General features: G+C 70.9%; 22 protein-coding genes and 1 pseudogene. 9 read left to right on the top strand and 14 right to left on the bottom strand.

Annotated features, from left to right (window positions below; all coding sequences use genetic code 11):
• Positions 1 to 25: 25 nt before the first annotated feature.
• Entirely contained in the window at positions 26 to 3,703 is a 3,678-nt protein-coding gene (locus tag EAO72_RS01080; RefSeq protein ID WP_148015278.1) for a S8 family peptidase, read from the bottom strand.
• A 325-nt stretch (positions 3,704 to 4,028) separates the two neighbouring features.
• Between EAO72_RS01080 and EAO72_RS01075 the strand changes: the two genes are divergently transcribed.
• From EAO72_RS01075 to EAO72_RS01050, 6 genes and pseudogenes are all read left to right on the top strand, one after another.
• Complete coding sequence (locus EAO72_RS01075) at positions 4,029 to 5,267, top strand: Mur ligase family protein (RefSeq protein WP_148015277.1); 1,239 nt, start codon at positions 4,029 to 4,031, stop codon at positions 5,265 to 5,267.
• 34 nt (positions 5,268 to 5,301) lie between these two features.
• Positions 5,302 to 6,030 (top strand): type 1 glutamine amidotransferase, encoded by a 729-nt coding sequence (locus EAO72_RS01070; protein ID WP_148015276.1) that lies wholly within the window; start codon positions 5,302 to 5,304, stop codon positions 6,028 to 6,030.
• A gap of 143 nt (positions 6,031 to 6,173) precedes the next feature.
• The gene (locus EAO72_RS01065) at positions 6,174 to 7,199 is read left to right on the top strand and encodes a 6-phosphofructokinase (RefSeq protein ID WP_148015275.1); all 1,026 of its coding nucleotides are present in this window, start codon (positions 6,174 to 6,176) and stop codon (positions 7,197 to 7,199) included.
• A 118-nt stretch (positions 7,200 to 7,317) separates the two neighbouring features.
• On the top strand, positions 7,318 to 8,268 hold the full coding sequence (locus EAO72_RS01060; RefSeq protein ID WP_148015274.1) for a cytochrome c oxidase assembly protein: 951 nt from the start codon (positions 7,318 to 7,320) through the stop codon (positions 8,266 to 8,268).
• Positions 8,269 to 8,325: 57 nt separating this feature from the next.
• On the top strand, positions 8,326 to 8,484 hold the full coding sequence (locus tag EAO72_RS01055; RefSeq protein WP_148015273.1) for a hypothetical protein: 159 nt from the start codon (positions 8,326 to 8,328) through the stop codon (positions 8,482 to 8,484).
• Positions 8,485 to 9,579: 1,095 nt separating this feature from the next.
• Positions 9,580 to 10,911: pseudogene (locus EAO72_RS01050) on the top strand (endo-1,4-beta-xylanase); the annotation flags it as partial.
• A gap of 16 nt (positions 10,912 to 10,927) precedes the next feature.
• Here EAO72_RS01050 and EAO72_RS01045 read toward each other — a convergent pair.
• The gene (locus EAO72_RS01045; protein WP_315986278.1) at positions 10,928 to 12,577 is read right to left on the bottom strand and encodes an aldehyde dehydrogenase family protein; all 1,650 of its coding nucleotides are present in this window, start codon (positions 12,575 to 12,577) and stop codon (positions 10,928 to 10,930) included.
• A gap of 219 nt (positions 12,578 to 12,796) precedes the next feature.
• On the opposite strand from EAO72_RS01045, the gene EAO72_RS01040 reads away from it, so the two are divergent.
• Entirely contained in the window at positions 12,797 to 13,084 is a 288-nt protein-coding gene (locus EAO72_RS01040) for a putative quinol monooxygenase (protein WP_148015272.1), read from the top strand.
• A 60-nt stretch (positions 13,085 to 13,144) separates the two neighbouring features.
• On the opposite strand, the gene EAO72_RS01035 is transcribed toward EAO72_RS01040, so the two are convergent.
• The 12 genes from EAO72_RS01035 to EAO72_RS00980 all read right to left on the bottom strand — a co-directional run bounded on the left by EAO72_RS01035 (position 13,145) and on the right by EAO72_RS00980 (position 24,583).
• Entirely contained in the window at positions 13,145 to 14,197 is a 1,053-nt protein-coding gene (locus EAO72_RS01035; protein ID WP_148015271.1) for a uroporphyrinogen decarboxylase/cobalamine-independent methonine synthase family protein, read from the bottom strand.
• A 3-nt stretch (positions 14,198 to 14,200) separates the two neighbouring features.
• Positions 14,201 to 14,668, bottom strand: a complete 468-nt coding sequence (locus EAO72_RS01030; RefSeq protein WP_148015270.1) for a GlcG/HbpS family heme-binding protein — start codon at positions 14,666 to 14,668, stop codon at positions 14,201 to 14,203.
• Positions 14,669 to 14,687: 19 nt separating this feature from the next.
• Positions 14,688 to 15,473, bottom strand: a complete 786-nt coding sequence (locus EAO72_RS01025) for an alpha/beta fold hydrolase (protein ID WP_148015269.1) — start codon at positions 15,471 to 15,473, stop codon at positions 14,688 to 14,690.
• A gap of 24 nt (positions 15,474 to 15,497) precedes the next feature.
• Positions 15,498 to 15,869, bottom strand: a complete 372-nt coding sequence (locus tag EAO72_RS01020; RefSeq protein ID WP_148015268.1) for a VOC family protein — start codon at positions 15,867 to 15,869, stop codon at positions 15,498 to 15,500.
• Positions 15,866 to 16,690 (bottom strand): fumarylacetoacetate hydrolase family protein, encoded by an 825-nt coding sequence (locus tag EAO72_RS01015; RefSeq protein WP_148015267.1) that lies wholly within the window; start codon positions 16,688 to 16,690, stop codon positions 15,866 to 15,868. The genes EAO72_RS01020 and EAO72_RS01015 overlap by 4 nt, the downstream gene beginning before the upstream one ends.
• Positions 16,691 to 16,696: 6 nt before the next feature.
• Complete coding sequence (locus EAO72_RS01010) at positions 16,697 to 18,145, bottom strand: NAD-dependent succinate-semialdehyde dehydrogenase (RefSeq protein WP_148015266.1); 1,449 nt, start codon at positions 18,143 to 18,145, stop codon at positions 16,697 to 16,699.
• 41 nt (positions 18,146 to 18,186) lie between these two features.
• Positions 18,187 to 19,107, bottom strand: coding sequence for a VOC family protein (locus tag EAO72_RS01005; protein ID WP_148015265.1), 921 nt, complete (start codon positions 19,105 to 19,107; stop codon positions 18,187 to 18,189).
• A gap of 137 nt (positions 19,108 to 19,244) precedes the next feature.
• On the bottom strand, positions 19,245 to 20,162 hold the full coding sequence (locus tag EAO72_RS01000) for a LysR family transcriptional regulator (RefSeq protein WP_148015264.1): 918 nt from the start codon (positions 20,160 to 20,162) through the stop codon (positions 19,245 to 19,247).
• 153 nt (positions 20,163 to 20,315) lie between these two features.
• A complete protein-coding gene (locus EAO72_RS00995; RefSeq protein WP_148015263.1) occupies positions 20,316 to 21,272 on the bottom strand; it encodes a sugar ABC transporter substrate-binding protein in 957 nt (318 codons plus the stop codon).
• A 61-nt stretch (positions 21,273 to 21,333) separates the two neighbouring features.
• Positions 21,334 to 22,347, bottom strand: a complete 1,014-nt coding sequence (locus EAO72_RS00990; protein ID WP_261991259.1) for an ABC transporter permease — start codon at positions 22,345 to 22,347, stop codon at positions 21,334 to 21,336.
• Positions 22,344 to 24,023, bottom strand: coding sequence for a sugar ABC transporter ATP-binding protein (locus EAO72_RS00985; RefSeq protein ID WP_261991258.1), 1,680 nt, complete (start codon positions 24,021 to 24,023; stop codon positions 22,344 to 22,346). The genes EAO72_RS00990 and EAO72_RS00985 overlap by 4 nt, the downstream gene beginning before the upstream one ends.
• Positions 24,020 to 24,583: a carboxymuconolactone decarboxylase family protein gene (locus tag EAO72_RS00980; RefSeq protein ID WP_148015262.1), complete on the bottom strand. Its 564-nt coding sequence runs from the start codon at positions 24,581 to 24,583 to the stop codon at positions 24,020 to 24,022. Before EAO72_RS00980 ends, EAO72_RS00985 begins: the two co-directional genes overlap by 4 nt.
• Before the next feature lie 254 nt (positions 24,584 to 24,837).
• On the opposite strand from EAO72_RS00980, the gene EAO72_RS00975 reads away from it, so the two are divergent.
• Together EAO72_RS00975 and EAO72_RS00970 are read left to right on the top strand one after the other, a co-directional pair.
• Positions 24,838 to 25,242: a cupin domain-containing protein gene (locus EAO72_RS00975; RefSeq protein WP_148015261.1), complete on the top strand. Its 405-nt coding sequence runs from the start codon at positions 24,838 to 24,840 to the stop codon at positions 25,240 to 25,242.
• Between the two features lie 117 nt (positions 25,243 to 25,359).
• Entirely contained in the window at positions 25,360 to 26,247 is an 888-nt protein-coding gene (locus EAO72_RS00970) for a sugar ABC transporter substrate-binding protein (RefSeq protein ID WP_261991257.1), read from the top strand.
• Positions 26,248 to 26,295 lie beyond the last annotated feature (48 nt).

Here is a 26,295-nt window from a genome sequence, read left to right as displayed (position 1 = left end):
CCCCGCCACGCACCCGTCCTGTCCGTCAGCGCAGAGCGACCGCGTCGATGACGTCCTGCTGGACGGAGAATCCGCCCGGCGCCTGGGCACCGGCGCGCAGGGACACCCCGTGGGCGTCGCGCGGCGTGACCAGGGTCGTGGTCCACCGTCCCTCGCCGGTCCGCCTCAGCTTCGCGTTCTGCCAGGTCGCCCCGGCGTCGTAGGACACCTGGAGCGTCGCCTCGTCCGCGGTGACGTCACCGGGCAGCGTGGCCGCGTGCAGCCCCACGTCCAGGCGCTTGCCGGCCTTCGCCGCACCCGACAGATCGGTGTCGATGTCGTAGCCGAGGTTCAGCAGCGACACGTCCTTGCGGGCGACGGTGCCGGGGGGCGCCGCCTCGAAGTCGAAGCCCCAGGTGGTGCGGGTGCTCGTGGAGGTGCCCCACACCGTGGAGCTGCGCGCACCTTCGGCCACCAGCCGGTAGGAGCCCGTGGTCAGGCTGTAGGCGCGCCCCGCGCGGGAGTTCACCTTCGCCAGCTGGGTGTCGCCCCGGTAGAGCGAGGTCCGGGCCGTTCCGCCGAATCCGACGTGGTCGTCGTCGCCGCCCGACAGCATCGGGATGTTCCATATCAGCGTGTTGGTCCCGGTCGCGTACGTGGCGTAGTCGTCGTTCAGGCGTGGTGCCTGCACCGGCTTGAACCACGCGGCCTCGATCGGCCGTCCCCTGGACGCCTGTGTGTAACCGGTCTCCCAGTAGTCCGCCGCGTCGCCGAGGCCCTGGTGCTGCTCCCACCACGCGCCGACGTCGCTCACGTCCGGGGTGACGTACTCGGTGAGGGTGCGCCCGTACTTCTCGTACGAGTCGCCGCCCAGAGCCGGGCTCCACTTCGGGACGAAGTACCGGCCGCCGAGACCGAGCGTGCCCTGCGCGGCGTAGAAGCCGGTGTTCAGCCGGGCCAGTTGGCCGTCGCCCGGCCGGTAGGTGAGCTTGTCCGGGATCCGCCCGTCGAACTTCTCGAGCAGGTCGTAGGTGTAGTCCGGATACTGTCGCTGCGTCACGCGCAGGGTGCCGCGGCCCGACTTCGCCTCGGCGACCAGTCGCGCGCCGTCCACCTGGGGCACGGACGCGATAGTGACCTCACCGGCGCCGCTGTACGTCTGGTAGAGCCGGCCTCGGGCGTCGTGGGCGACGATCAGCATCGCGGCACCCGCGTCCGAGGCGGCCTTCGCGCGCTGGGCGGCGGTGACGGCGTCGCTGCGGTCGATCACGACGGCCTTGCCGCGCGCGTCGATCCCGTCGTAGTCGGCGGCCGCGCCGCCGCCCGCGTACACGGTCTTCAGGGTGCCGGTGCCGTCGTGGTACGCGGTGCCGCCCTGCGGGGTCAGCGCGATGCCGCGGCCCGTGCCGGTCGTCGCGGTCAGCGCCTCCTGCCGCATCCGCCAGTGCATGAACGCCTTCATCGAACCGTCGGCGACCCGCGCGGTCGGCGTCAGGTAGACGGAGTCGTACTTGGCGGCCAGCAGCAGCGAAGTGGACCAGCCGTGCTGCGAGGCGTCGGCGTACTGACGCGACAGGTTGAAGACCGTCTCCGTCGTCTCGCTGCTGCGCTCGGACACGGCGGACACCTTGCGTGCCTCGGTGGCGTCCAGGACGGCGGTGCCGGCCGGGTGCCGGGCGTCCAGCGTGACCTCGTTGGAGATCAGCAGCGCCTCGCCCAGCGAATCCGGGCTCTCACCCGGCACGTCCATGTACGAAGAGACGGAGTAGCGGCCCGGCGGCAGGCGCAGCGTCTTCTCGCCGTCGACGTTGATGTACGACGCCTCGGCCGCGGACGCGTCGTAGAACGCGACCGAGTCCGCGGCGGGATTGCCCGCGCGGTCCTTCACCTTGATGGTGAAGTCGTACATCTCGGCTTCCTTGAACAACGCGAAGCCGGTGTGCGCGACGACCGCGCCCGAGGCGGCGTCGGTGGCCGCGACCTGGCCGGAGAACGTGGTGCCCGCGCCGACCTTCGACGGGTCGAGGGTCAGACGGACATCGGCGGTCCCGTCGGCCGGGACCTTCACGGAGGACGCGGACAGGGTGTAGGTGTCCCCGTCGGTGCCCGTGGCGAGGTCGAGGATCACGTCCGCGTCACCGTCGTTGCGGTAGGTGATCGTGCGGGTGACCGCCTGCGCGCCGGCGTTCGGCCAGTTGTACGTGGCCGCGGCCACCGAGCCGGTCGCCTCGATCGTGGAGTCCACGGCCGCGGCCGTGTCGACGCGGCCGGTGCCCACCTCGTAGGGAGTCTCGTCGGTGCGGTGCGAGGTGGTCATCAGCGCGTTCTTGATGCGCTCGCCACTCCAGTCGGGGTGACGCTGCTTCAGGATCGCGGCGGTGCCCGCCACCAGCGGGGTCGCCATCGACGTGCCGCTCATGGTCCGGTAGAGGCCACCGGACCAGCCCGGCACGGACTGCGAGGCCGCGGCGGTGACGTCCACGCCGGGCGCCGACACGTCGGGCTTGAGGCCGTGGGTGCCGGTCAGCGGGCCCTGGCTGGAGAACTCCGCGCGCCCGTCCTTCTTGTCGACGGCGGCCACCGTCAGGGCGGCGGTGGCGGCGCCGGGGGCGCCGACGGTCCCGGGGTCGTAGGAGTTGCCCGCGGCGATCACGAAGAGCGGGCCGCCGTTCGCCGACAGGGTGTTCACGGCCTGCGACATGGGGTCCTCGCCGTCGGACCCGTCGGGGGTGCCGAGGCTCATCGACACGATGTCGGCGCCCTGGTCCTTGGCCCACTCCATGCCCGCGATGACATCGGAGTCGTTGCCGGAACTGCCGTGGTTGCTCAGGACCTTGCCGACCAGCAGCCGGGCTCCGGGGGCTGCCCCCGTCTCCTTGCCGCCGGAGGCGGCGCCGCTGCCGGCGATCGTCGATGCGGTGTGCGTGCCGTGGCCGTGACCGTCGTCGACGTCCTCGCCCGGAACGAAGCTCTTCGACACGTCCACCCGGCCGACGAGGTCCGGGTGGTCGAGGTCGGCGCCGGTGTCGAGCACGGCGACCTTCACGCCGGTGCCGTCATAGCCCTTCTGCCAGGCGTCGTTCGCCTTGATCTGCGCCGTCTCCTCGGCCAGGGAGGCCTTGACCTTCCCGTCCAGCCACAGCTTTCCGATGCCACTGCTCAGTGTGCGCGGCGCCTGGCCGGGGGCCACGTCGTTCCAGAAGGCGCGGGCGTCGTCCTTGGCGGTGCGCATCGCCGTCGCGTCGATCGACTCCAGCGTGTGCACGGTCGTCGCACCCTCGGGCGCTGCCGGGGGCCGGGCGGACCGGGCGTTCTCCGGCGCCGTCGCGATCAGCGGGACGGAACCGGCCTGCGCGTCGTCGTACCCCAGAGCCACCAACTCGGTGACGTCGAACAGACGCGGGTCGAGCCGGTCGGCCGCCAGCAGCGGCATCGCCTGCGTCGGCACCACAGACGTGTGGTCCCCCTGTGTCCGCACCTGCACACCGCCGGCGTCCGGATCGGCGAGGTCGACCGTCACGACGTCGTTGGCACCGGGCAGGTCGGTGTAGTGGACGACGTCGCCGGTGACCAGCGTGATGTCGTACGCCTTGCCGGTGGGCGCGCTCGCCGGAGCCGGCGCGGAGGGGTCCGCCGCCGCGGCCGACACCCCCGCCCATCCGGTGAGCGCCATGGTCAGCGCGGTGGCGGCCGGAAGGAGCCGGCTCCTGGTTATGGATCTCATGGGATCGGTTTAACGGGCGGGGCGGCCCTTGCACAGCCTTGACCTGTGTCGTATCTCCGACATGGCGGAAACGTGACGGGCGCAGGCCGCGAGGCGGTGTGCCGGGGACCCCGGACCGCGGCCTCGGGATACCTCAGGGCTGTCCCGCTGCTCCTGATCCCGCCCAGACGCCCTGACCTGTATGTTTGCCAGACACATGAAGTGGTGTTAGTTCGCGCGTGTCTCGTTCCACAGGAACTCCACGGTCCGGACGGTGCCGCCGTGCCTCCGCCGTGCCGGACATCGATAGGCTGGGCGCGGACCGATGCAAGGAGGATCTAGGACGATGGCAGGCAACACGGAGCCGTTGTCGCCGCGGGCCAAGCTGGCCGTGACGGCGGGCAAGGCCGCTGCGGCGGTGTCGCGAGCGGCCGGGCGAGGCAGCGGATCGGTGATCGGCGGCCGGGTGGCGCTCAAGCTCGACCCCGACCTGCTGGGGCGGCTGGCGCAGCACCTGGACGTGATCCTCGTGTCGGCGACGAACGGCAAGACGACCACGACCCGGCTGATCGCCGAGGCACTGCGGGCCGCGGGCCCGGTCGTGTCGAACGCGCTGGGCGCCAACATGCCCGCCGGTATCACCTCGGCCCTGGCCGGTGGCTCGGACGCGCAGTACGGCGTGATCGAGGTCGACGAGAAGTACCTCGCCGGCGTCGCCCGCGACACGACGCCCAAGGTGATCGCGCTGCTCAACCTCTCGCGCGACCAGCTGGACCGGGCCGCCGAGACCCGGATGCTGGCCGAGAAGTGGCGAGAGGGACTGTCCGGCTCCAAGGCCGTGATCGTGGCCAACGCCGACGACCCGCTGATCGTCTGGGCGGCCTCCTCCTCCCCCAACGTGGTGTGGGTCGCGGCCGGCCAGGCGTGGAAGGACGACGCCTGGTCCTGCCCGTCCTGCGGCGGCGTCATGCAGCGCCCCGGCGACGACTGGTTCTGCGGCGAGTGCGGCTTCCGCCGCCCGCCGCCCAGCTGGGTCCTGCACGGTGACTACGTGCTCGACCCGCACGGTTCGGCCTGGCCGATCCATCTCCAGCTGCCCGGCCGCGCCAACAAGGCCAACGCCACCAGCTCGGCCGCCGTGGCCGCCGTGTTCGGCGTGCCGCCGCAGGTCGCCCTGGAGCGGATGTACCAGGTGCAGGCCGTCGCGGGCCGCTACGACGTGGTCACGTTCCTCGGCCGCGAACTCCGGCTCCTGCTGGCGAAGAACCCGGCGGGCTGGCTGGAGACGTTCTCCCTGATCGACCCGCCGCCCACCCCGGTGATCCTTTCTGTGAACGCCCGCGGCGCGGACGGCACGGACACCTCGTGGCTGTGGGACGTGGACTACACCCAGCTCGCGGGCCACCCGATCTTCGTGCTCGGCGACCGGAAGCTGGACCTCGCGGTCCGCCTCGAAGTGGCCGGTCTCGACTTCCGGGTCTGCGAGAACCTCGACGAGGCCGTCCAGCAGGCACCGCCCGGACGCATCGAGGTCATCGCCAACTACACCGCCTTCCAGGATCTGCGCCGTCGTGTCGGCAACTGACCCCGGCCCCGGGCCCCTCAGGAGAGGACGAAGCATGAGCAACAACAGCCTGCGGCTGGTGTGGGTCTACCCCGACCTGCTGAGCACCTACGGCGACCAGGGCAACGCCCTCGTCGTGGAGCGCCGGGCCCGTCAGCGCGGTCTCGACGTGTCGCGCGTCGACGTGCGCAGCGACCAGCCGGTCCCCACGTCCGGGGACATCTATCTGATCGGCGGCGGGGAGGACCGCCCGCAGCGGCTCGCGGCGGAGCGGCTGCGCCGCGACGGCGGCCTCAGCCGGGCCGCGTCGAACGGCGCGATCATCTTCTCGGTCTGCGCGGGCTACCAGATCCTCGGCCATGAGTTCGTGAACGACCTCGGTGAGCGCGAGCAGGGTCTCGGGCTGCTCGACGTGGTGTCCACCCGCGGCGAGGGCGCCCGGTGCGTCGGCGACGTGCTCGGGGACATCGACCCGCGTCTCGGGCTGCCGCCGCTGACCGGCTTCGAGAACCACCAGGGCGTCACCCATCTCGGGCCGACGGCACGCCCGTTCGCCCAGGTGCGGTTCGGCCGGGGCAACGGCACGGGTGACGGGACCGAGGGCGCGTACAACGACACCGTCTTCGGCACGTACATGCACGGGCCCGTGATGGCGCGCAACCCGCTGATCGCGGACCTGCTGCTGAAGCTGGCCCTCGATGTGAACGCGCTCCCGCCCTGCGACGACCGCTGGTACGAGGCGCTGCGCGCCGAGCGGATCGCCGCGGCGACACAGCCCGCCTGATGAGGGGTATTTCGCTCAGCTGAGCGGAGTCCAGCAGGCGGACGCCCGGTTCGGTCCCGCCACCCTGCGCCGGTAGGGTGGCGGGGATCCAACCGGACGACGTGGTCCGGTCGTCGGCCCACGTTGCAAAGGTTTCCCGGGCAATGCGAATTGGTGTGCTCACCTCCGGCGGCGACTGCCCCGGCCTCAATGCCGTCATCCGTTCCGTCGTCCACCGCGCTGTGGTCGACCACGGCGACGAGGTCATCGGCTTCCACGACGGGTGGCGGGGCCTCCTCGAGTGCGACTACCGCAAGCTCGACCTCGACGCGGTCGGCGGCATCCTGGCCCGCGGCGGCACGATCCTCGGCTCCTCCCGGGTCCAGCCCGCGCATCTGCGCGGCGGTGTCGAGACGGCCAGGGGCCACGTCGCGGACCTCGGCCTCGACGCGATCATCCCGATCGGCGGCGAAGGCACGCTGAAGGCGGCCAACCTGCTGTCCGAGGCGGGACTGCCGATCGTCGGCGTACCGAAGACCATTGACAACGACATCGCGTCCACCGACGTGACCTTCGGTTTCGACACCGCCGTCGGCGTGGCGACCGAGGCGCTCGACCGGCTGAAGACGACCGCCGAATCCCACCAGCGCGTCATGATCGTCGAGGTCATGGGACGTCACACCGGCTGGATCGCGCTCCACTCCGGCATGGCGGCCGGTGCGCACGCCATCGTCGTTCCCGAGCGGCCCTTCGACATCGACGAGCTCACCGAGCTGGTCGGCCGGCGCTTCTCCGCCGGCAAGAAGTTCGCGATCGTCGTGGTCGCCGAGGGCGCGAAGCCGCGTGAGGGCTCCATGGAGTTCCAGGCGGGCGTCAAGGACGTCTACGGTCACGAGCGCTTCGCCGGCGTGGCGACGCAGCTCTCCATCGAGCTGGAACAGCGCCTGGGCAAGGAGGCGCGCCCGGTGATCCTCGGCCACGTCCAGCGCGGCGGCACACCGACCGCGTACGACCGCGTCCTCGCGACCCGCTTCGGCTGGCACGCGGTGGAGGCGGCGCACCGCGGCGAGTTCGGCATGATGACGGCCCTGCGCGGCACGGACATCACGATGGTGCCGCTCGCGGACGCCGTGGAGACCCTGAAGACGGTCCCCGCGGAGCGCTACTCCGAGGCCGAGTGCGTGCTCTGAGACACACCAACGCTGAGAACCGCCCCCGGCCGCAGTTGCGGCCGGGGGCGGTTCTACTCTGGTCGGGACAACCGGCACGAAACAGGGACGTCCCGACGTTCCCATCGGGAGTGAACAGATGGATCACAGCGGGCACGGCATGAACATGGATCTGCCGCCGTTCACGCTGGGACGCGGGCTCCAGTTCTCCGCGGACCCGTTCTTCCTGATCGGCTGCGTCCTCGCAGTGGTCCTGTACGCGTACGCGGTGCTGCGGCTGCGCGGACGCGGGGACGACTGGCCGGTCAGCCGGACCGTCTTCTTCGTCGTCGGGGTGCTGACCATCGCGCTGGTGATGTGCACCCGGCTCAACGACTACGGCATGGTCATGTTCAGCGTGCACATGGTGCAGCACATGGTGATCAGCATGCTGTCGCCGATCCTGTTGCTGCTCGGTGCGCCCGTGACCCTCGCACTGCGTGCTCTGCCGGTGGCGGGGCGTGACAGGACGGGACCCCGCGAGCTGCTTCTGATGCTGCTGCACAGCCGCTACATGAAGATCATCACGCATCCCGCGTTCACCATCCCGCTCTTCATCGCCAGTCTCTACGCCCTTTACTTCACGCCGCTCTTCGACTTCCTGATGGGTTCGACGGCCGGGCACCTCGCGATGATGGTCCACTTCCTGGCGGTCGGCCTGGTCTTCTTCTGGCCGATCATGGGCATCGACCCGGGGCCGCACCGGCCCGGCTATCTGATGAGGATGCTGGAGCTGTTCGCCGGGATGCCGTTCCACGCCTTCTTCGGCATCGCGCTGATGATGGCGAGCGAGCCGATGGTGAAGGTCTACGAGAACCCACCGGCCTCGCTCGGCATCGACGCCCTGTCCGACCAGAACGCGGCCGGCGGCATCGCGTGGGCGTTCAGCGAGATCCCCTCAGTGCTGGTCCTGGTGGCCCTGGTGTTCCAGTGGTACCGCTCGGAACAGCGGACGGCGAAGCGTTCGGACCGGGCCGCGGACCGGGACGGCGACCGGGAGCTCCAGGCGTACAACGCCTATCTCGCCTCCTTGCAGGCGCGCGGACAGTAGCGGTGGAGGGGCCTTCGGGGTGACGATGGCATCCACGGCCTCGAGGAGGGTGCGCGCATGTCCGGATCCACGAAGGCAATGGGAGTGCTCACCGTAGGTGCCCTGGTGGCAGTCACCGCGTACACGGTGGCGCTGGGGAGCAATGGCTGGCTCTGGTTCGGCTGGGTGGTGCTGGGGCTGATCACGATGGGAATGGTCGCCACCCGCGAGACCTGAGCCGGACGGAGCGGGGCCCGGCCCTCCGGAAGCCCCGCCCGCCGGCACCCACGGATGGAGCGGGGCCCCGCTCTCCGGAAGCCCCGGAGAGCGGACCCATGGCTTCCTCCGGGCGCCCGCGCCGGGCCGGGCCGGCGGCCCCCTCCCGTGCGCGCACGGGCACGAAGGGCGCCGTGATCAACGGGATGCGGCAATCCGTACAGTGACGGCGACCGAAGGCAAGGCCTTCGACACCGCGGATGTGAATTCGGGGCAAACGGTCCCCTTCGGGGCCCTGCCCGGCCGGGCGCGAATCCGTACATCCTCACCCTCCGCCCGGCCGCGAACGGCTCCGCCACAGCCCTCTGAGACCCCTTTCCGTACGCCCCGCCGAGCGGGTACCCGGGCCGGGACCGGCCCGTGGCGTACACCATCGCGTACGCGCGGGGACCGCGTACACGCCCGCCACCACACCGTCCACGGCCCGGCCCTCTGTCACTCTCCGCCCCATGTCGGTACATCATTGAACTACCTGCCGGGGGGCCGGCGCCCGCACGAGGACCCCTCCGGCGAGCCGTCACCGTCGGCACTTATACAGCTGTCCAGCGGCTTTGCCGTCCACGGCCGGGCAACACGCGACCGCGGCACCGCCTGCCCCATGACATCGCCCCGGGGAGCCCGGAGTCCCCGCCCGTCACCCACCGTGCACACCGGTCATCAGCGCCCACCGGCCCCCGCGCCACCCCTCGCGCGCAATCGCGAACGGGCCATGTCCGGCTCGCCCGCGCCTTGAACCACGCCCGGAACGGAGCGTTCACGCGCCGTCGGAAACACCCCCGCCGACAGGCATCGCCGGCACCTCGCGAGGCGGCCGACCCCAGCTCCCCCGGCGTCCGTTCGAGGAGTGGCCGAGTTAACGCGCTCGTAAGGCAGTTGTGATTTAAGTCTTGACAGGTGCCTATCACCACGCCACCTTGGGAGCGCTCCCACAATCAAGACTTGCACACTCCACTCCCCTCCCTTCTCCCCCAACACCGGGCGGCCAAAGGGGTGTTACGGGGCGCAGCCGCGCACCCCGCAACGCTCCATGCCGCACGGCCGAGGAAGGCCTTTGTCATGAGCTTGGTGAAGCGCTGTAGACACAGCCGCACCGGAGGGCTCCCGACCCTCCTGGTCGGAGCCCTGGCCCTCGTCACCACCCTGATGGGCGGACCGGCGACCGCGGCCGAGCAGAGCACCTTGCACGAACTCGCCACCGCCCAGGGCAAGTACTTCGGCTCCGCCACCGACAATCCGGAGCTGCCCGACGCCGCCTACGCGGCCGTCCTGGGATCCGAGTTCGGGCAGATCACCCCCGGCAACTCCATGAAGTGGGACACCACCGAGCCGGCACAGGGCCGGTTCGACTTCGCCAAGGGTGACGTGATCACCGGCTTCGCCCAGCAGCACGGCCAGACCGTGCGCGGCCACACCCTCGTCTGGCACAGCCAGCTCCCCGGCTGGGTCGGCGCACTGCCCCCGGCCCAGGTCGAGGCCGCCATGACGAACCACGTCACCGAGGAGGCGACGCACTACCGCGGCGCGGTCTCCGCGTGGGACGTGGTGAACGAGCCGTTCAACGAGGACGGGACCTTCCGCACGAGTCCCTTCTACACCGCCATGGGCAGCGACTACATCGCCACCGCTCTGCGCGCCGCCCACGCCGCCGACCCGGACGCCAAGCTGTACGTCAACGACTACAACATCGAGGGGCTCGGCGCGAAGAGTGACGCCATGTACGCCCTGGTGAGCGAGCTGCTCGCCGAGGGCGTGCCGCTCGACGGGGTCGGCATGCAGGCGCATCTGGCCGTCCAGTACGGCTTCCCCTACCAGATGCGGGCGAACATGCAGCGGTTCGCCGACCTCGGGCTCGACGTGGCCGTCACCGAACTCGACGTGCGCATGCAGCTGCCCGCCGACAGCGCCAAGACGGCCACGCAGTCCTCGTACTACCGACAGGTGACCGAGGCCTGCCTGGCGGTCGCACGCTGCGTCGGCATCACCGTCTGGGACTACACGGACAAGTACTCCTGGGTCCCGAGCACGTTCCCGGGTGAGGGCGCGGCCAACCTGTACGACGAGAACCTGCTCCCGAAGCCCGCCTACTCCGCCGTCCGCACCGCACTGGGCGGCGACGACGGGGGCGAGGGCGGCGAACCGGGCGCGCTCAAGGCCCAGTACCGCAGCAGCGACTCCTCCTCGGGCGACAACCAGATCAAGCCGGGCCTCCAACTCGTGAACACCGGCGACACGGCGGCGGACCTCTCGGACGTGACGGTCCGTTACTGGTTCAGTTCCGACAACGGAGCTTCTACGTACGGCACTTGGTGCGACTGGTCGCCACTCGGCTGCTCCACCGTGACCCACCGCGTCGCCGCCGTGAGCACCCCGAAGGCAGGTGCCGACCACTACCTCGAAGTCGGCTTCACCGGCGGCGGTCTGGCGCCGGGCGCCACCACCGGAGAGATCCAGCTGCGCCTGAGCAAGACGGACTGGTCGAACTTCGACGAGTCGGACGACTACAGCCACGGATCCGGCGCCTCCTACGCGGACGCCGACAGGATCGCCGTGTACGTCGGCGGCGAGCTGGTCTGGGGCATCGAGCCCTGACCGTCGGCCACGCCGGCCATCCCCTCCCACCGCTTTCCGCTCCCCGCCGCATCACCCCGCACCCGGCGTCGGCGCCCTGCTCCTTGAAGGGCGAGCCGGAGTCCCGGAACCCGCCGAAGGGGTGGTGGACGTCCCAGCCGGGAGTGGTGAGGTTGACGGCGATCTGCCCGCACTCGGCCCGGTCCGCGAAGCGGTGCGCGGCGCCCAGGTCCCGGGTGAAGACGGCTGCGGCGAGCCCGAACGCCGAGTCGTTCACCGCGTCGACGGCCTCGTCGAACGAGTCGACGGCACGCAGCGCGAGAACCGGGCCGAAGACCTCGTCGTGCCAGATGTCCATGGCGGGTGTGACGTCCGCGAGGACCGTGGGTCGCACGAAGCAGCCGTGCTCGGGCAGCTCCTGACCCGCGCCTTCCGCTCCGGCGATCACGGTCGCGCCCTGCTCCACCGCTCCCGCGACCGCCGCGAGCACGGCGTCCCGCTGACGGGCACCGGACAGCGGACCCATCGTCGTCCCGTCGGCGAGGCCGGGGCCGGTGCGCAGGGCGGCGACCTCGTCGAGCAGCAGCTTCGTGAACTCCAGGTACACGTCCCGCTGCACGATCACCCGGCTGGTGGCGGTGCAGCGCTGGCCGGCCTGGCCGAAGGAGGCCGCAGCGACGGTCCTCGCGGCCTTGGGCAGATCGGCGTCGGAGAGGACGACCGAGGCGTTCTTGCCGCCCAGTTCGCCCTGGAAGCGGATGTTGCGGACGGCGAACCGCTCACGCAGCCGGTCACCGACCGCGTTGCCGCCGGTGAAGGTGACCGCGGCGATGCGCGGGTCACCCAGGAGCGCCTCGCTGATCTCCGCGGTACGTCCGGTGATGACGTTCAGCACGCCGGCGGGCAGCCCCGCGTCGTCCAGGGCGCGGGCCAGGTGGAGTCCGGAGACGGGGGTTTCGGTCGCGGGCTTGAGGACGGCCGCGTTGCCGGCGGCCAGTGCGGGCGCCAGCTTGCGGGCCGGGGTGATCAGCGGGTCGTTCCACGGGGTGATGGCCAGGACGACGCCGAGCGGTTCCTGGTGGGCGCTGGTGCGGGTGTCGGGCCGGACGTCGTGGAGGAGTGTGCCGTAGCCGCCGCGGCCCACGAGCAGGCCGTAGTACTCCAGGAAGTCGGCGGCCTTGAGCGACTCGCCGCGCGCCTCGGCACGGGTCTTGCCGTTCTCGGTGGCGATGTCGGCGGCGATCTCCTCGACGCGCTCCCGCAGCAGCCCGGCCGCGCGGCCCAGCACCACGCTCCGCTCCAGGGGGCTGGTGCGCCGCCACAGGAGGGCGCCCGCCTCCGCGGCGTCGTAGGCGCGGGTGACGTCCTCGGGACGCAACGCGGGGACGCGGAACGCGGGGGCGCGCAGGTCGGCGGGGTCGTGCACGTCGATCCACTCGCCGGAGGCCTCCCACTGACCGCCCAGGAGGGTTTCCACGGTACGCATCACAATCACTTCTCTCGTTCGCCGCGCTGCGGTCGTCGCGGTCGCGGATCCGGTTTCGGGGAACCGGATGTACGACACACCATCGGAGGGCGGCGCGGACAGAGCCGGAGCGGCAGTCATTGGTTGCGCGCCGTGAGGGCCGCGGCCCGCGTGATCCGTGCTGGAATCGGCTGGCCGGAGCGCAGTCGCGCACCCCGCAGGACCCGAGGAGAGACACCCATGGCGTACGCCGTCTTCGCCCACTACCGCTGCGAGCCCGCCGACGGGGCAACGGTGCGGGACGCGCTGCTGAAGATGCGCGAGCACACCCGCGAGGAGCCCGCGAACCGGGAGTACGAGGTGCACGCGCAGGAGGACGTACCGGGCGGCTTCGTGCTGTACGAGGTGTACGCGGACCGGGCGGGTTTCGACGCGCACGCCACCACGGACCATTTCGTGGAGCTCATCGTCAAGACGGTGCGTCCGCTGCTCACGGACCGGACGGTGACGTTCGCCGAGCGTCTCTGAGCCAGCGGTGCGGTGGGGGCCGGGAAGCACCGCGGTGCTTCCCGGCCCTTCGGCGTGCGGTCAGAACTCGTTGCCCCAGCAGTAGCGGGCCAGCGTCTCAACCAGGACCAGCTTGCGGCGCTGCTCCTCCGTGGTCAGCAGCGGGCCGCCGGCGGTGTCGGCGAAGCCGCGGGAGGGCGAAAGGGCCATGTCCTCCAGGTCCTTGACCTCGGCGGCCGCGTCGATGCGTGTCAGCACCGTGTCCAGTTCCTCGATCGCGGCGACCCGGGGGTCGACGACGCCGAGACAGGCGTCCCGGTCCTCGGGCAGTGCGGCCAGGAGGTCGAGTTCGGCCGCCGTGCCCCGGTCGAACGGCAGCACCCAGCGGTCCGCCGGCACGGTCGTGTAGAGGCGCTCGGCCGCGGCCCGGTCCACCTGTCCGGGGGCGGTCCAGCCCGGGCAGATGCCCACGCGCACGCCTTCGGGGCGGCCGCCCGGCGCTACCGCCAGGGCCTCCACGGCCAGCGCGTCCTCGAAGGAGAGCGCGGTGGGTGCGGCGGCCCCGGTCGCGGTGTGGGCGAGCAGCAGCGGGTTGTTGAGCTGGATGAGCTTCACACCGCGGGCGACCAGCAGCGCGATCTCCCGGTGGATGATCTCGGCCAGTGCCTCACCGAGCTCCCGGGCCGAGGCGGGGCCGCCGGCGCCGGCGCGGTCCGGGTCGAAGCAGGTGGCGGCGAGATAGGCCGGTGAGGGCAGCGACACCTTGGGCGCGATCACCGTCAGTCCGGCGAACCGTGCCGTCCCGTCGGCCATCGGCGGGCCGTCCGCCTTCGGACGGGCCTCCGCCACCCAGCGGGCCAGGCCGTCGGTCTCCTCGCCGGTACGCCGGAATCCGGAGACGTGGTCGAGCACGACGCTGCGGAAGTCCTCGCGCGGGAAGTCGCCGTCGGTGACCACGGTGGTGCGCAACCTGCGCTGGAACGTCACCGCTTCCTCGACCGCCGCGCGTTCGGCCTCCTGGAGCGCCTCGGCCCCGGCCTCACCCCGTGCGTACCGCTCGCGGGCGGTCAGCAGGGCCGCGGGGCGGACCAGGCTGCCGTGGTGGTCGATGCGGTAGTTGAACGTGTCCGCCATGACTCACTCCTTGCCGGTGGGCTTGCCGGGGACGCCCCAGGCGGGGAACTCCAGCTCGTAGCCGAGGGTTTCGAGGATCTCGTCGGCGATCTGCTGGTCCTCGTCGGCGGTGCCGCCGGCGACGCCGAGGCCGCCGATGATCACGCCGTCCTTCTTGACGGTGACGCTGCCGTCGGCGGCCATGATCGGCATGGCCGCGCCGGGCAGCTGGGAGAGCTGGGAGAAGAAGACGGGCTGGCTCTCCTGCCACTTCTTCAGCATCTTTCCGGGCCGCTGCATCACGGCCGCGGTGTACGCCTTGGCGCGGGCGATGTCCGGAGTGAGCGGTCTGGCACCGTCCGAACGGCGGATGCTGACCGGGAATCCGCCGGCGTCCACGACGGCGACGCTCACGGCCTTCCCGAGCGCCCGGGCGCGCGCGATGACGGCGTCGGCGATCGCGTCGGCGGCGTCGAGGCCGATGCTGCTCATGCTGCTTCCTTCGGGCTGGTCATACTGATTCCTTCGGTGCGGTGAGGGTGCGGCGCAGGCGGGCGACGGCCGCGTTGTACTGCGCGGGCGCCTCCCAGTACATGGAGTGCGGGGCGCCGGGAACGATCTCCAGGTGGGAGCCCGGGAGCATTTCATGGGCGCGGGTGACGGTCTTCACGCTGAGGACCGCGTCCTTCTCGCCGGCCAGGAAGGCCACCTTCACCCCGGAGTCCCGGATGTCGTCCAGGCTCGGTCCGTCGGTGTCAAGGTTGCGCAGGTCCGCCATCTTGGCGACGTTGAAGGTGCCCATCTGCTGGAACAGGAAGGTGAGACCGGCCCGTTCCTGCTGGAAGTCCTTCGTGAGCAGCCGGTCGATGACGGGCAGTTTGACGGCCTCGGCCCGGTCTGCGGCGGCCAGCTCGGTGAGTTCCGGGTGGCTGATGCCGCCCAGGGAGTGGCCGAGCACGGCGGCGGACACCCGGTCGGGGCGCTGGAGGGCGGCGCGCAGGGCGGCGACGGAGCCGATGGACTGGCCGACGACCATGACGTCGGTCAGCTGCTCGGCCTCCAGGACGGCGACGACGTCGCCGGGGAAGTCCTGCCCGTCGAACTCCGGCATGGACGAGTCGGACTTGCCGAAACCGCGCAGGTCGACGGTGACGACCGTGAACTCGTCTCGGAGTGCTGCCACTTGCTGCCACCATGCGGCGTGATGGCCGCCCGATCCGTGCACGAAGAGGATCGCTGGGCCGCTGCCGTGGCGTTCGTAATAGATGGAGGTGCCGTCGGAATCGGCGTAGGGCATGGGACATCTCCTCGCAAGAACCGGTCAGTTGGGGCGCTTGCCGTGGAAGACCAGCTCGATCATGGTGTGGTCGGGGTCGTGGATGTAGCAGAACTTGGACTGGTTCTCCGGTCGTTCGATCGGGCGGGTGTGCCGGATCCCCAGTTCCTTCAGGTGGGCCATGAAGTCGTCCCAGTCGTCGACCTCGACGGCGAAGTGGTACGGCGCCATCCTTTCCATCTCCTCGACCGGGGTGAAGTGCAGGTCGAAGTTGCCCCGGGTCATCAGCACCACGCGGGTGTTGGACCTGGGCATGATGCGCTTCATCCCGAAGACCTTGGCGTACCACTCCGCGGTCCGGTCGGGGTCGGTGGTGGGGAAGTTGACGTGATGGATGTAGCGGGGTTCCCTGCTCATGGCTCGTTTCCTTTCGGTGGCTGGGCGTGGCGGACCGGGCGCGCCGGCTCCTCCCGCACGGGGTTGGCCAGGACGCCGATGCCGCTGATCTCGACCTCGACGGTGTTGCCCGGTTCCAGTCCGCAGGTGGACTCGGCGCCCATCCACAGGACGTCGCCGGGCTGCAGGGTGAGGTAACGGGTCATCTCGACGATGTAGTCGTACGGGTCGAACACCATGCCGCCTGTCGGGAAGGAGGCCCGCACCCGGCCGTCGACCCGCAGGGTCGTCGTCTGGGCGAGCGCGTCCACGTCCGTCTCGATCCACGGCCCCATCGGTTTGAAGGAGTCGGCGTTCTTGCTGCGCCAGAAGGTGCGGTCCTCGTGCTGCCAGGTGCGGGCGCTGACGTCGTTGCCGATCGTCCAGCCGAAGACGGCGTCCCTGGCCTCCTCGTGCGTGGCGTGGCGCAGGGTGCGGCCGATCACGGCGACGAGTTCGGGTTCGGCCTCGAATCTGCCGGTCACCTCCCGCGGCTTCACGATGGGCGAGAGGTGGCCGGTCAGCGCGTTGTTGGCGCGGTATCCGATCTCCGGCCGCTCGGGCATGACCGCCGCGATGTTGCCCAGCGCGCGGGCGTGCTCGATGTGCCGGGTGTAGTTCAGCCCGACGGCGTAGAAGACGGGCGGGACGACGGGCGGCAGCCACACGGCGTCGGCCGTGGCCACGCTGCCGATGACGGTCGGCCGCCCGGCCAGCGGTGACTCGGACAGCAGCTCGACATGATCGTCGTGGACGCGGCCCCACACCGCCATCCCGCCGGCCGCGACACGTGTGTATCTCATGGGTGTTCAGCCGGCGAGCAGGTGGGAGACGCGCTTGGTGACGAGGTAGCCGTCCAGTCCCTCCGGGCCGCCCTCGCGCCCGTAGCCGCTGTCCTTCATTCCGCCGGAGGGCGCCTCGTGGACGGAGCCACCGCAGTGGTTGAGCGACACGATGCCCGCCTGGAGTCCGCTCGCCAGGCGTTCGGCGGTGGCCGCGGACTCGGTGAATCCGTAGGCGGCGAGCCCGTACGGAAGGGAGTTGGCCTGTGCCAGCGCCTCGTCCAGTCCGGCAAAGGAGACGATGGGGGCGATCGGGCCGAAGGGCTCCTCGGTCATCACGAGTGCGTCGGCGGGGACGCCGGTCAGGACGGTGGGCGGGTAGAAGTAGCCCGGTCCCTCGATGCGCTCGCCGCCGAGGGCGACGGTCGCGCCCCGGGTCACGGCGTCGGCGGTGAGGCGTTCCATCGCCGCCAGCCGGCGTTCGTTGGCGAGCGGCCCCATGGTGGTAGCGGCGTCGAGCCCGTCGCCGACCCGCACGCCCTCGGCGGCCTTCACGAATGCCGCGGTGAACTCCTCGACGAGGCTCTCGTGGACCAGGAACCGGCTCGGCGACGTACACACCTGCCCGGCGTTGGCGAATTTCGCTCCGGCCGCGCGGCGCGCCGCGACGGCCGGGTCGGCGTCGGCGCAGACGATGACCGGGGCGTGCCCGCCGAGCTCCATCAGCGAGGGCTTCATCCGTGCGCCGGCGTCGGCGGCGAGCAGCTTGCCGACGGGCACCGAGCCGGTGAAGGCGACCAGCCGGATGACCGGGTGGGCGATGAGCCGCGCGGAGACCTCCGCCGGCTCGCCGAAGACGAGGTTGAGGGCTCCTGCCGGGACACCGGCGTCCTCGAAGCAGCGCACCAGCGCGCAGGCCGTCCCGGGGGTCTCCTCCGACGCCTTGATGACGATCGAGCAGCCCGCGGCGAGGGCGGCGGAGATCTTCCGCATCGGAGAGCCCGCCGGGAAGTTCCACGGGACGAAGGCCGCGACGGGGCCGACCGGCTCGCGCCGCACCGTGAGGACGGTGCCGGGGGCGGCGGGGATGATGCGGCCGTAGGCGCGCCGGGCGTCGTCGGCGTGCCAGCGCAGCGAGTCGGCGACCCGGCAGACCTCGCCGGCGGCTTCGGCCAGCGGCTTGCCCTGTTCCAGGGTCATGATGCGGCCGATGGTCCCGGAGCGTTCCGTGGCGAGGTCGGCGGCGGCGTGCAGGATCGCGGTGCGGCGGGCGATCGGGGTGTCGCGCCAGGTCTCGAAGCCCTCGGCGGCGGCCTCGGCGGCGCGGTCCAGGTCGGCGGGTGCGGCCAGGGGGACCTCGCCGATCACCTGCTCGGTCGCGGGGTTGACGACGGTGGACGTCCGTCCGGTGCTGCCCTGGCACCACTCGCCCGCGATGAACATGCGGACGGGCGGGTAGCCGTGCTCGGTGGTCATGAGTGGGTGCCTCTCGGGAAAACGGAGGGGGAGGTGGCGGTTCAGGAGGCCGGGGTGTCCTGGGCGTCCCGGTTGGAGCGCAGCGACCAGATGGTGTGCGGGGGCGCGGTCGTGTGGACACGGGTCTCGAAGGTCTCGTCGACCCGGTCCATGTCGCAGGCGTACTCCACGCGGCCTCCGCACGGGGCGTGCAGGAAGCGGAAGACGTTGGAGCCGATGGTGTGCCGGCCCAGTTTCCGGGCCTCCCGCCAGCCGCGCTCGATCATGTGGTTGCCGCCTTCGACCACGTCGTCGAAGCCGGGTACCTCGTAGGCGATGTGGTTGACGCCCGCCCGGTCGGGGCGGTGGCACAGCAGGAAGGTGTGCTGGTCGTCGTCGCCGGGTGCCTGCATGAACACGCCCATGGGCTCCACGACATCCGTCGGCCGGAAGCCCAGGAGGCCGGTGTAGAAGGCGACGGCCCGCTCCCGGCCCTCCTTTTCGATGTTGAGGGCGACGTGGCACATCCGCAGCGGCCGGACCTGTCCGACCGTCTCCAGCGGGGCGTTCCAGCGGGTGATGTCACCGGAGACGTTGGCGGTCCGGGAACCGTCCGGCAGGGGCCTGGGCCTGGCGAGGGTGAGGCCCACCCCGAAGCCGGACAGGTCGACGGTGCGGTGGATCCCGTCGGGGGTGCTGTGCACGGGGCGGTCCGCGCGCACCGTGTCCACGAGCCGCGCCAGTTCCCCGGCGGTGTCGACGCCCCACACGACCTCGCGGAGAGTGGGGCCGTCCTCGACCGGGGGCGGGAGCAGCGGTCCGGGGCAGGTGTCCAGGTGAACGGTCTGGCCGGCGAGGGTCTCGAACACTGCGTGCTCCTCGGTCCGTTCCACCAGGAAGAGGCCGAAGTCTTCGAAGAACCGCACAGACTCCTCGAGTACCTCGACGCCGTAGGTGACGGATTCGATTCGCTGGATCCCCATGGATTCCTCACTTCGGATGATGCGTGCATGCGGACCGGTACCCGTTCCCGGCGATCCTAGATTTACCGGGCGCACGCCTCAACGGTCCTGCCGTGCAGGCTCCGCAATCCTTGATTGCACGGCATGCGGCCTGGTGCTCAGATGTTTTCCGGAATGCGCGGAATGGGGTTCTTGGAAAACCATTCGGTGAGGAATTCGAGGAAGACGCCGACTTTTCGGGGCGTGGAGGGGCCGGGTCCGTAGATGGCGAAGAGCGGGCGGTCGGGGACGCCTCGTTCGGGAAGGAGGATCTCCAGCGCCCCGGACAGCAGGTCGTCGTACGCCGACCGCTGGGGCAGCAGCCCGATGCCGCGGCCGTGGACGGCGGCTTTCTGCAGCGCGATGTAGGAGTTGGACGAGAACGCGACGTTGCGGATCTTGTGCAGCGTGGAGGCGTGTCCGTGGCCGATGCGCCAGACCGGGTCGTTGACGTGCACGAGGCAGTCGTGGGAGGCGACGCCGTTGGGCTCGGTCAGCGCCCCGTGGCGCTTCAGGTACGAGGGGGCGGCGCACAGCATGAAGGGCAGGGACGCGATCTTCTTGAGGCGTACGCCGGAGTCGCGCAGATCCCGGGTGTGGAACGCGACGTCGAAGCCGCCCTCCAGGAAGTCGTAGGTCCGGTCGGACATTCCGCCGAGTTCGAAGCGCACCTGAATCTTCGGATGTGCCGCGGAGAATGCGGCGATGGCGTCGCCGAGATCGAGGCTGCCTATCCATTTCGGACAGCTGATGCTCAGCGCCCCTTCGGGGCGGTCGTGAAGGTGGGCTATGGACGCGTCCTCCGTCTCTATCTCCCCGAGAATGCGTATGCAGAATTCCGCGTATCTCTGCCCCTGCTCGGTCAGGCTCACCGAGCGCGCGGTGCGATGGACGAGGCGTACGCCCACCTGTCGTTCCAGTTCGGCCACGTGCCGTGAGACCAGTGAGCCCGACGAGCCCAGTTTCTTGGCGGCTCCGTTGAAGCTGCCCGTCTGGGCGACGGTGACGAAGCTGTGCATGACGAGCAGGCGGTCCATGGATCCTCCGGGCGGCCCCGGGGCGGGTGGACCCGGGGCCGGTCGTGCGTCAGGGCGGGGGTTGCTGCCGCCGGCCTGGGGCCGGGGTCGTGAGGGTACGGGCGTTTGCTGTGACCGAGCCGCTTCCGGGCAGCGGAAACCCGCCCGTCCGGGCTACTTGGGGCAGTATTGAGGAGCTTGCGCCACGTTGTCCTTGGTGACAAGAGTCAACGGAACATTGCTGATCTTGTCGCCGTTCTTGTCGGCGAGCAGGGCCAGAGCCTTCTCGACGGCGGTCTGCCCGATCGTCATCGCCGAGTTGGCCACGGTGGCGGAGAGGGTGCCCGCCCGGACGGCGGCGATCCCCTCCTCCGTCCCGTTCACGGAGACGATCTTGACGTCCTTGGCGCCGGCGGCGTCGAAGGCCTTGCGGACGGCGAAGGCCATCTCCTCGTTGGCGACGAAGGCGTAGTCGAGGTCGGGATGGGCCTGGATCATGTTCTCGGCGACATCCTGCGCCTTGGCGGGGTTGAACATGCCGGGCTGGTTCGCCACCACCTTCGCGGTGGCGGGGAGTGCCGCCTTGAAGCCGCCGACGAGCAGGTCGGACGCGGCGCCGGGCGCACCGGCGACSACRCCGACCTGTACCTGCTTGCCGGCCGCGTCCTTCTCGATCCATCCGGCGTCCATGGCGCCGACCTTCTTGAGGTCGACGACGGCGGCGCCCAGGATGTCGGAGAGGTCGTCGGTGGCGACCGAGGTGAGATAGATCGGGATGCCCGCGTTCTTCGCCTTGGTGATGTCTCCTTCGAGGGCGTCGACGTTGACGGTCTGGACGATCAGCGCGCTGACGTTGCGGGCGATCATGTCCTCGATGTTGGACAGTTCGGTGCCCGCGTCCTGCTTGGAGTTGGCGGAGTACAGCTTCGCCCCCTTCACCTCGGCCGTCTGCTCGACCGCCTTGAGCAGACAGGTGTGGAAGTGGGTGTTGGCGCCGTTGACGAATCCCAGCGAGGTGGAGCCGTCACCGGATCCGCCGTCGGCTCCCTCGGAGCATCCGGAGAGGAGGAGCGCGGCGACGCCGGCGAGCGAGACCGCGAGAACGCGGCGGGAGCGGGTGGTCGAAGACATGGAGGTGGGACCTTTCCTGCGACATTGACGGGAAGGGCGTGGGGGGAGCCGGCGGCGTGGGTCAGTGACCCGGTCCGGACCTGCGGTTGAACTCGTTGACGACGGCCGCGACGAGGAGCACCGCACCGGTGACGACGGGCTGGTAGTAGCTGTTGACCTGGAGCAGGTTCAGCGCGTTGGCGACGACGCCCAGGAGGATCACGCCGAGCACGGTGCCGGGAATCGTGCCGTGCCCGCCGACCAGCAGCGTGCCCCCGATGACCACGGCGGCCACGGCGGTGAGCTGGAGCTGGAGGCCTCCGGTGTTGGGTGCGCTGGCGCCCAGGCGGGAGAGGAGCATCAGGCCGGCCAGTCCGGACAGCCCGCCGGCCAGTGCGTAGAGGGCGAGCTTGCGGGCGGGCACGTTGATGCCGCTCAGCCGGGCGACGTATTCGTTGCCGCCCATCGCGAAGGCGTCGCGGCCGAACGTGGTGAACCGCATCGCCAGGCCGACGGCCACCAGGACCACGACGGCCACGATCAGCAGCCAGGGGATGCCCAGGAGCTTGGAGTTGCCGAGCGCGGACATCCTGTCGCCGATGGAGATGCTCATGCCGTTCAGGACGAGCAGGGCGACACCGTCGAGGAGCATGGCCGTCGCCAGGGTGGCGACGAACGGCGCCACCCTGGTGAAGGTCACGACCAGGCCGTTCACCAGGCCGATCAGGGTGGCCAGCAGCAGGGTGGCGATCACGGTGACGGTCGTGGACTGTCCATGGGAGAGCAGTTGCGCGGCGACCGCGGTGGTCACGGCGGCGTTGCTGCCCATGGAGAAGTCCATGCCGCCCGCCGTCATCAGCAGGGTGAGACCGCCCGCGATGACGGCGGTCACGCTGATCTGGCGGAGGATGTTGAGGAGGTTCTGCGAGGTGGTGAAGGAGTCGGCCCGCAGAGCGGTGAAGACGATCATCAGGATCAGCACGGCGATCAGTCCGCCGTGAGGGATCCGGCCCAGCGAGCTGAGCGTCGGGCGGGGCCGGGCGGTGGCCGGCGCGGTCGCCCGGTCAGGGGCGACGGAGGGGGATTTCAGGCTCACTGCGGCGCTCCTCCGAGGGCGGTGGCGACGAGTTCGTCGCGGGTGATGGCGGTGGTCTCGTACTCCGCGACGGTGCGCCCCGCCCTGACCACGAGGATCCGGTCGGCCAGACGCATCGCCTCCTCCGCGGACGAGGAGGCGAGCAGAACCGCGACTCCCCGCGCGGCGAGGGCGTCGATGAGCGTGTGGATGTCCGCCACGGCGGCGACGTCCACACCGTTGGTCGGGTCTTCGAGGAAGCAGGCCGTGGGGGCCGTCTCCAGCCACTTGGCCAGCAGGACCTTCTGCTGGTTGCCGCCGGACAGGCTGCCGACCGGCGGGTCACCGCCGAGCGTCACGACGCCGTAGTCCTTGCGCCGGGCCGCCGAGCGCCGGGCCAGCTCTCCACGGCGGTGCAGCCTCCTCCGGTGGAACCGGTCGTCGGCCAGCATGAGGTTCTCGTCCACGGACAGCCCCGGCACGAGTCCCAGGGCCCGGCGGTCCCCGGTGACGCACCGCAGCCCGCTCGCGAGAGAGGCCGGCACCCGCCCCAGCGGCACGGGCGTGGCGTCCACGTGCAGCTCCCCGCTCAGCGGACGCTGCCGCCCGGAGAGCAGGTCGAACAGGCAGGACTGGGCGTCACCGGCGGGGCCGAGCACCGCGACGACCTCGCCCTTGCGGACCTGCGTGGTGAAGTCGCGGATGGACCGTCCGTGCGTGAGGCCACGGATCGCCAGTCCGATCTCGTCGGCGGGCGCGGGCCGCTCCGGCCGGTGCGACACCACGTCCCGGCCGACCATCGCCCGTACGAGCTCCCCCGCGTGGAACCCGTCGGCCGGTGCGCTGCGCACCACGCTTCCGTCGCGCAGCACCGTGACCCGGTCCGCGAGGCCCAGCACCTCGTCGATGTAGTGCGAGATGTAGACGACGGCGACGCCTTCGTCGCGCAGCCTGCGGACCAGGCCCCTGATCCGGCCGGCGGCCTCCGCACCGAGGCACGCGGTCGGCTCGTCGAGGATGAGCACGCGTCCGCCGCGCCGGACCTCCCGGGCGACCTCGACCATCGTCTGCTCGGCGACGGTGAGTTCGCCCGCGGTACGCCGTACGTCGATCTCGATGCCCAGACCCGCGAGCGCCTCCCGGGCCCGGGAGAGCATCTGCGGCCGGCTCACGAAGCCGCCGCGTCGCGGCAGGTCGCCGAGCATGATGTTCTCGGCCACGCTCAGGCCCATGACCAGCTCGCGGCGCTGCGGAACGAAGGCGATGCCGAGGTGGCGGGCCTTGCGCACCGTGAGACCGGAGTGGTCGTGCCCGTCGACGCCGATGGTGCCGGCGTCCGCCTGGTGCACTCCGGAGAGGACCTGGACGAGTGTCGACTTGCCGGCACCGTTCATGCCCATGAGTGCGTGGATCTCCCCCGGATACAGGTCCAGGTCGACGCCCTTGAGCGCCGCGACCCCGCCGAAGCCCTTGGTGATCCCGCGGACCCGCACCACAGGTGCGGAGCGGTCGGCGCCGTTGCCGGGGTCCGTGCCGGTCCGCCCGGGGTCCGTGCCGGTCCGCTCGGAATCCGTGCCGACTCGCCCGGTGTCCGTGCCGGTCCGCCCGGGGTCCGTGCCGGTCCGCCCGGAATCCGTGCCGACTCGCCCGGTGTGCGTGCCGGTCCGCCCGGGGTCCGTGCCGGTCCGCTCGGTCACGGCCGGTGCCCGTTGCCGTCACGGGCGACCCGCTCGAAGCCGCGGATGTCCGGGAAGGGGGGCTCGCGGTCGGCCTGGAGGTCCACCTGGAAGGCGTTGAGACACATGCCGAGCATGGTGAAGTTGCCGAGCGCCCCGATGGTGTCGACCAGGCCCTGCGAACCGAAGTGCTCGTGGGCCAGGGCGAAGGTGTCGTCGGACACGAAGTGGTCCTGGAGGATCTCCCGGCAGAACTCGTAGAACGCCTGGTCCGGCTCGTTCCCGAACACCGGCCGGCGCTGTTCGGCGATGGCCCGGACCGCCTCCTCGGGCACCCCGGCCTCGATCGCGGAGCGTACGTGCGCGTTCCAGGAGTACTGGGCGTCCCAGTTGCGGGCGGCGAGCAGCAGGGTGAGTTCGCGCAGATGCTCGGGAAGGCTGCAGTCGAAGCGGGCGAAAGCGCCGAGCGACTCGGCGCGCTCGCACATCTGAGGGCTGTGCAGCCAGACCCGGAACGGCCCCCGAACCGCGCCGCGGCGGGCCGTGATGCGCGCGGCCAGCTTCTTCTGGGGCGGAGTCATTTCGTGTTCGGTGAGTACGGGGAGCCTCATGTCGGCGATCCGCCTTTGCCTCGGGCACGGTCCGGTTCCGCCGTGCGATGGTGGCCGACCGTACCCCCGTATCCGGCAACCACATCCCTCCTGACGTGCAAGGTAAAACTGCATACCGGAGGGCATCACATCCCGGTTCCTGGCCCTAGGGTCTGTCCGACCCCGAACCGCCGGACAGGCCCTCACGTCGTTCGGCGCAGCCCTGCCGAAAGAGGAACCCTCCGATGCCCACCGTCATCAAGGCCGGCGCCGTCCCCCTGCTCGACCGCGGCGGCGCCGTCGTCACCACGCCCCTGGTCACCACGGTCTCCGCTCGTGGCGAGAACCGGATCACCAGCGGGATCAGCGTCTACCCGGTCGGCTCCGGGGCGCCCCTGCACTCGCACAACTGCGACGAGCACGTCACGGTCCTCGACGGCGACGCCGAGGTGGTGATCGACGGAGAGGTGACCCGTCTGGAGCGCTACGACACCACCTATGTCCCCGCTCCCGTCCCGCACCTCTTCCGGAACGTGGGCGATACGCCGCTGCGGATCCTGTGGGTCTACAGCTCGGGGCACGTGACCCGCACGTTCACCGAGACCGGGGTGACGGTGGAACACCTCTCGCCGCAGGACCAGATGGGCTGACCAGCCCCACGAAAGGCGGTACTCCCCGTGCTCCTCCCCCAGGACGGACCAGATGAACCGAAGAGACCCCGCACTTCCCGCCGAGCACTGACCGCATCGGCCGCCGGCGCGGCTCTCGTGCTGAGCGGCTGCGGTGGCGGCTCCGGTGCGGGCGACGACACCGCGGTCACGCTCGGATTCGTCAACGGGGCCCACACCGATTTCCACACCTGTCTCCAGGGCGCCGTCGAACTCGCGGCCGAGAGCGCGGGCGTCAAACTGTTCACCGCGAACTCGCAGCAGGACGCGGCGAAGGAGCTGGACAACATCGGGAAGATGACGTCCTGGAAGGTGGACGCGCTGATCGTTCAGCCCGTGGACATCGACGCCCTGCCGGGCGACATCGCCCGGGCCCGGAGCGCCGGCACGCCCGTCTTCCTGACCTCGGTGGTACCGAAGGACACCTCGGACATCCTCGGGGCGGTCGTCGTGGACCTCGAACAGGCGGGCCGTCTCGACGCCGAGTGGATCGGCGAGAACGCGAACGGCAAGCAGTCCGAGGTCGGTGTCGTCGCCGGTGCGCCSGGCGCGGCCTCCGACCTGCTCGTCTCGGGTTTCACCGCCGCGCTGCCCGGCAACGCCGAGATCGTGGCCAGTCGGCCCGGCATGTTCGACCCGGTGCAGGCGTCGGCCGTCGCAGCCACCATGATCCGGGAACACCCGGGTCTGGACTACGCGTTCGTCGCCAACGAGGAGATGGCCTTCGCGGTGCGCAAGGCCTTCGACGCGGCCGGGGCGCAGGCGGTCGCGATCGTCACGGTGAACGGAACCGACAAGGGCCTGGCCGCGATCAGGAGCGGGCAGTTGTCCGCCACGGTCACCAACTCCCCTCTGGCGAACGGGACCCTGGCCGTCAGGAACACCCTGGCGCTGCTCGCCGGGAAGAAGGCTGCCCGGATCGACTCCGTTCCCCTGGTCCTCGTCACGAAGAACAACCTCGACCAGGCACCGCAGTACTGTCCCTGAGCCGCCCCGGCCCGGGGCAGGGCAACCCGGGCTCCCGTGCCCTTGAGC

Source organism: Streptomyces sp. OR43 (assembly GCF_008042275.1).
GTDB lineage: Bacteria > Actinomycetota > Actinomycetes > Streptomycetales > Streptomycetaceae > Streptomyces.
Note: the sequence above shows the minus strand (reverse complement) of the source record. Positions and strands in the feature narration are given on the sequence as shown.

Coding starts and splice junctions, on each gene's coding strand:
- EAO72_RS01030 (WP_148015270.1), bottom strand. CDS start 14,668: ATGAGCAGCATCGGCCTCGACGCCGCCGACGCGATCGCCGACGCCGTC.
- EAO72_RS01060 (WP_148015274.1), top strand. CDS start 7,318: ATGGATCACAGCGGGCACGGCATGAACATGGATCTGCCGCCGTTCACG.
- EAO72_RS01005 (WP_148015265.1), bottom strand. CDS start 19,107: ATGGGGATCCAGCGAATCGAATCCGTCACCTACGGCGTCGAGGTACTC.
- EAO72_RS01040 (WP_148015272.1), top strand. CDS start 12,797: ATGGCGTACGCCGTCTTCGCCCACTACCGCTGCGAGCCCGCCGACGGG.
- EAO72_RS01025 (WP_148015269.1), bottom strand. CDS start 15,473: ATGCCCTACGCCGATTCCGACGGCACCTCCATCTATTACGAACGCCAC.
- EAO72_RS01000 (WP_148015264.1), bottom strand. CDS start 20,162: ATGGACCGCCTGCTCGTCATGCACAGCTTCGTCACCGTCGCCCAGACG.
- EAO72_RS00975 (WP_148015261.1), top strand. CDS start 24,838: ATGCCCACCGTCATCAAGGCCGGCGCCGTCCCCCTGCTCGACCGCGGC.
- EAO72_RS01055 (WP_148015273.1), top strand. CDS start 8,326: ATGTCCGGATCCACGAAGGCAATGGGAGTGCTCACCGTAGGTGCCCTG.
- EAO72_RS00980 (WP_148015262.1), bottom strand. CDS start 24,583: ATGACTCCGCCCCAGAAGAAGCTGGCCGCGCGCATCACGGCCCGCCGC.
- EAO72_RS01080 (WP_148015278.1), bottom strand. CDS start 3,703: ATGAGATCCATAACCAGGAGCCGGCTCCTTCCGGCCGCCACCGCGCTG.
- EAO72_RS01010 (WP_148015266.1), bottom strand. CDS start 18,145: ATGACCACCGAGCACGGCTACCCGCCCGTCCGCATGTTCATCGCGGGC.
- EAO72_RS01045 (WP_315986278.1), bottom strand. CDS start 12,577: ATGCGTACCGTGGAAACCCTCCTGGGCGGTCAGTGGGAGGCCTCCGGC.
- EAO72_RS01020 (WP_148015268.1), bottom strand. CDS start 15,869: ATGAGCAGGGAACCCCGCTACATCCATCACGTCAACTTCCCCACCACC.
- EAO72_RS01065 (WP_148015275.1), top strand. CDS start 6,174: ATGCGAATTGGTGTGCTCACCTCCGGCGGCGACTGCCCCGGCCTCAAT.
- EAO72_RS01075 (WP_148015277.1), top strand. CDS start 4,029: ATGGCAGGCAACACGGAGCCGTTGTCGCCGCGGGCCAAGCTGGCCGTG.
- EAO72_RS01070 (WP_148015276.1), top strand. CDS start 5,302: ATGAGCAACAACAGCCTGCGGCTGGTGTGGGTCTACCCCGACCTGCTG.
- EAO72_RS01015 (WP_148015267.1), bottom strand. CDS start 16,690: ATGAGATACACACGTGTCGCGGCCGGCGGGATGGCGGTGTGGGGCCGC.
- EAO72_RS01035 (WP_148015271.1), bottom strand. CDS start 14,197: ATGGCGGACACGTTCAACTACCGCATCGACCACCACGGCAGCCTGGTC.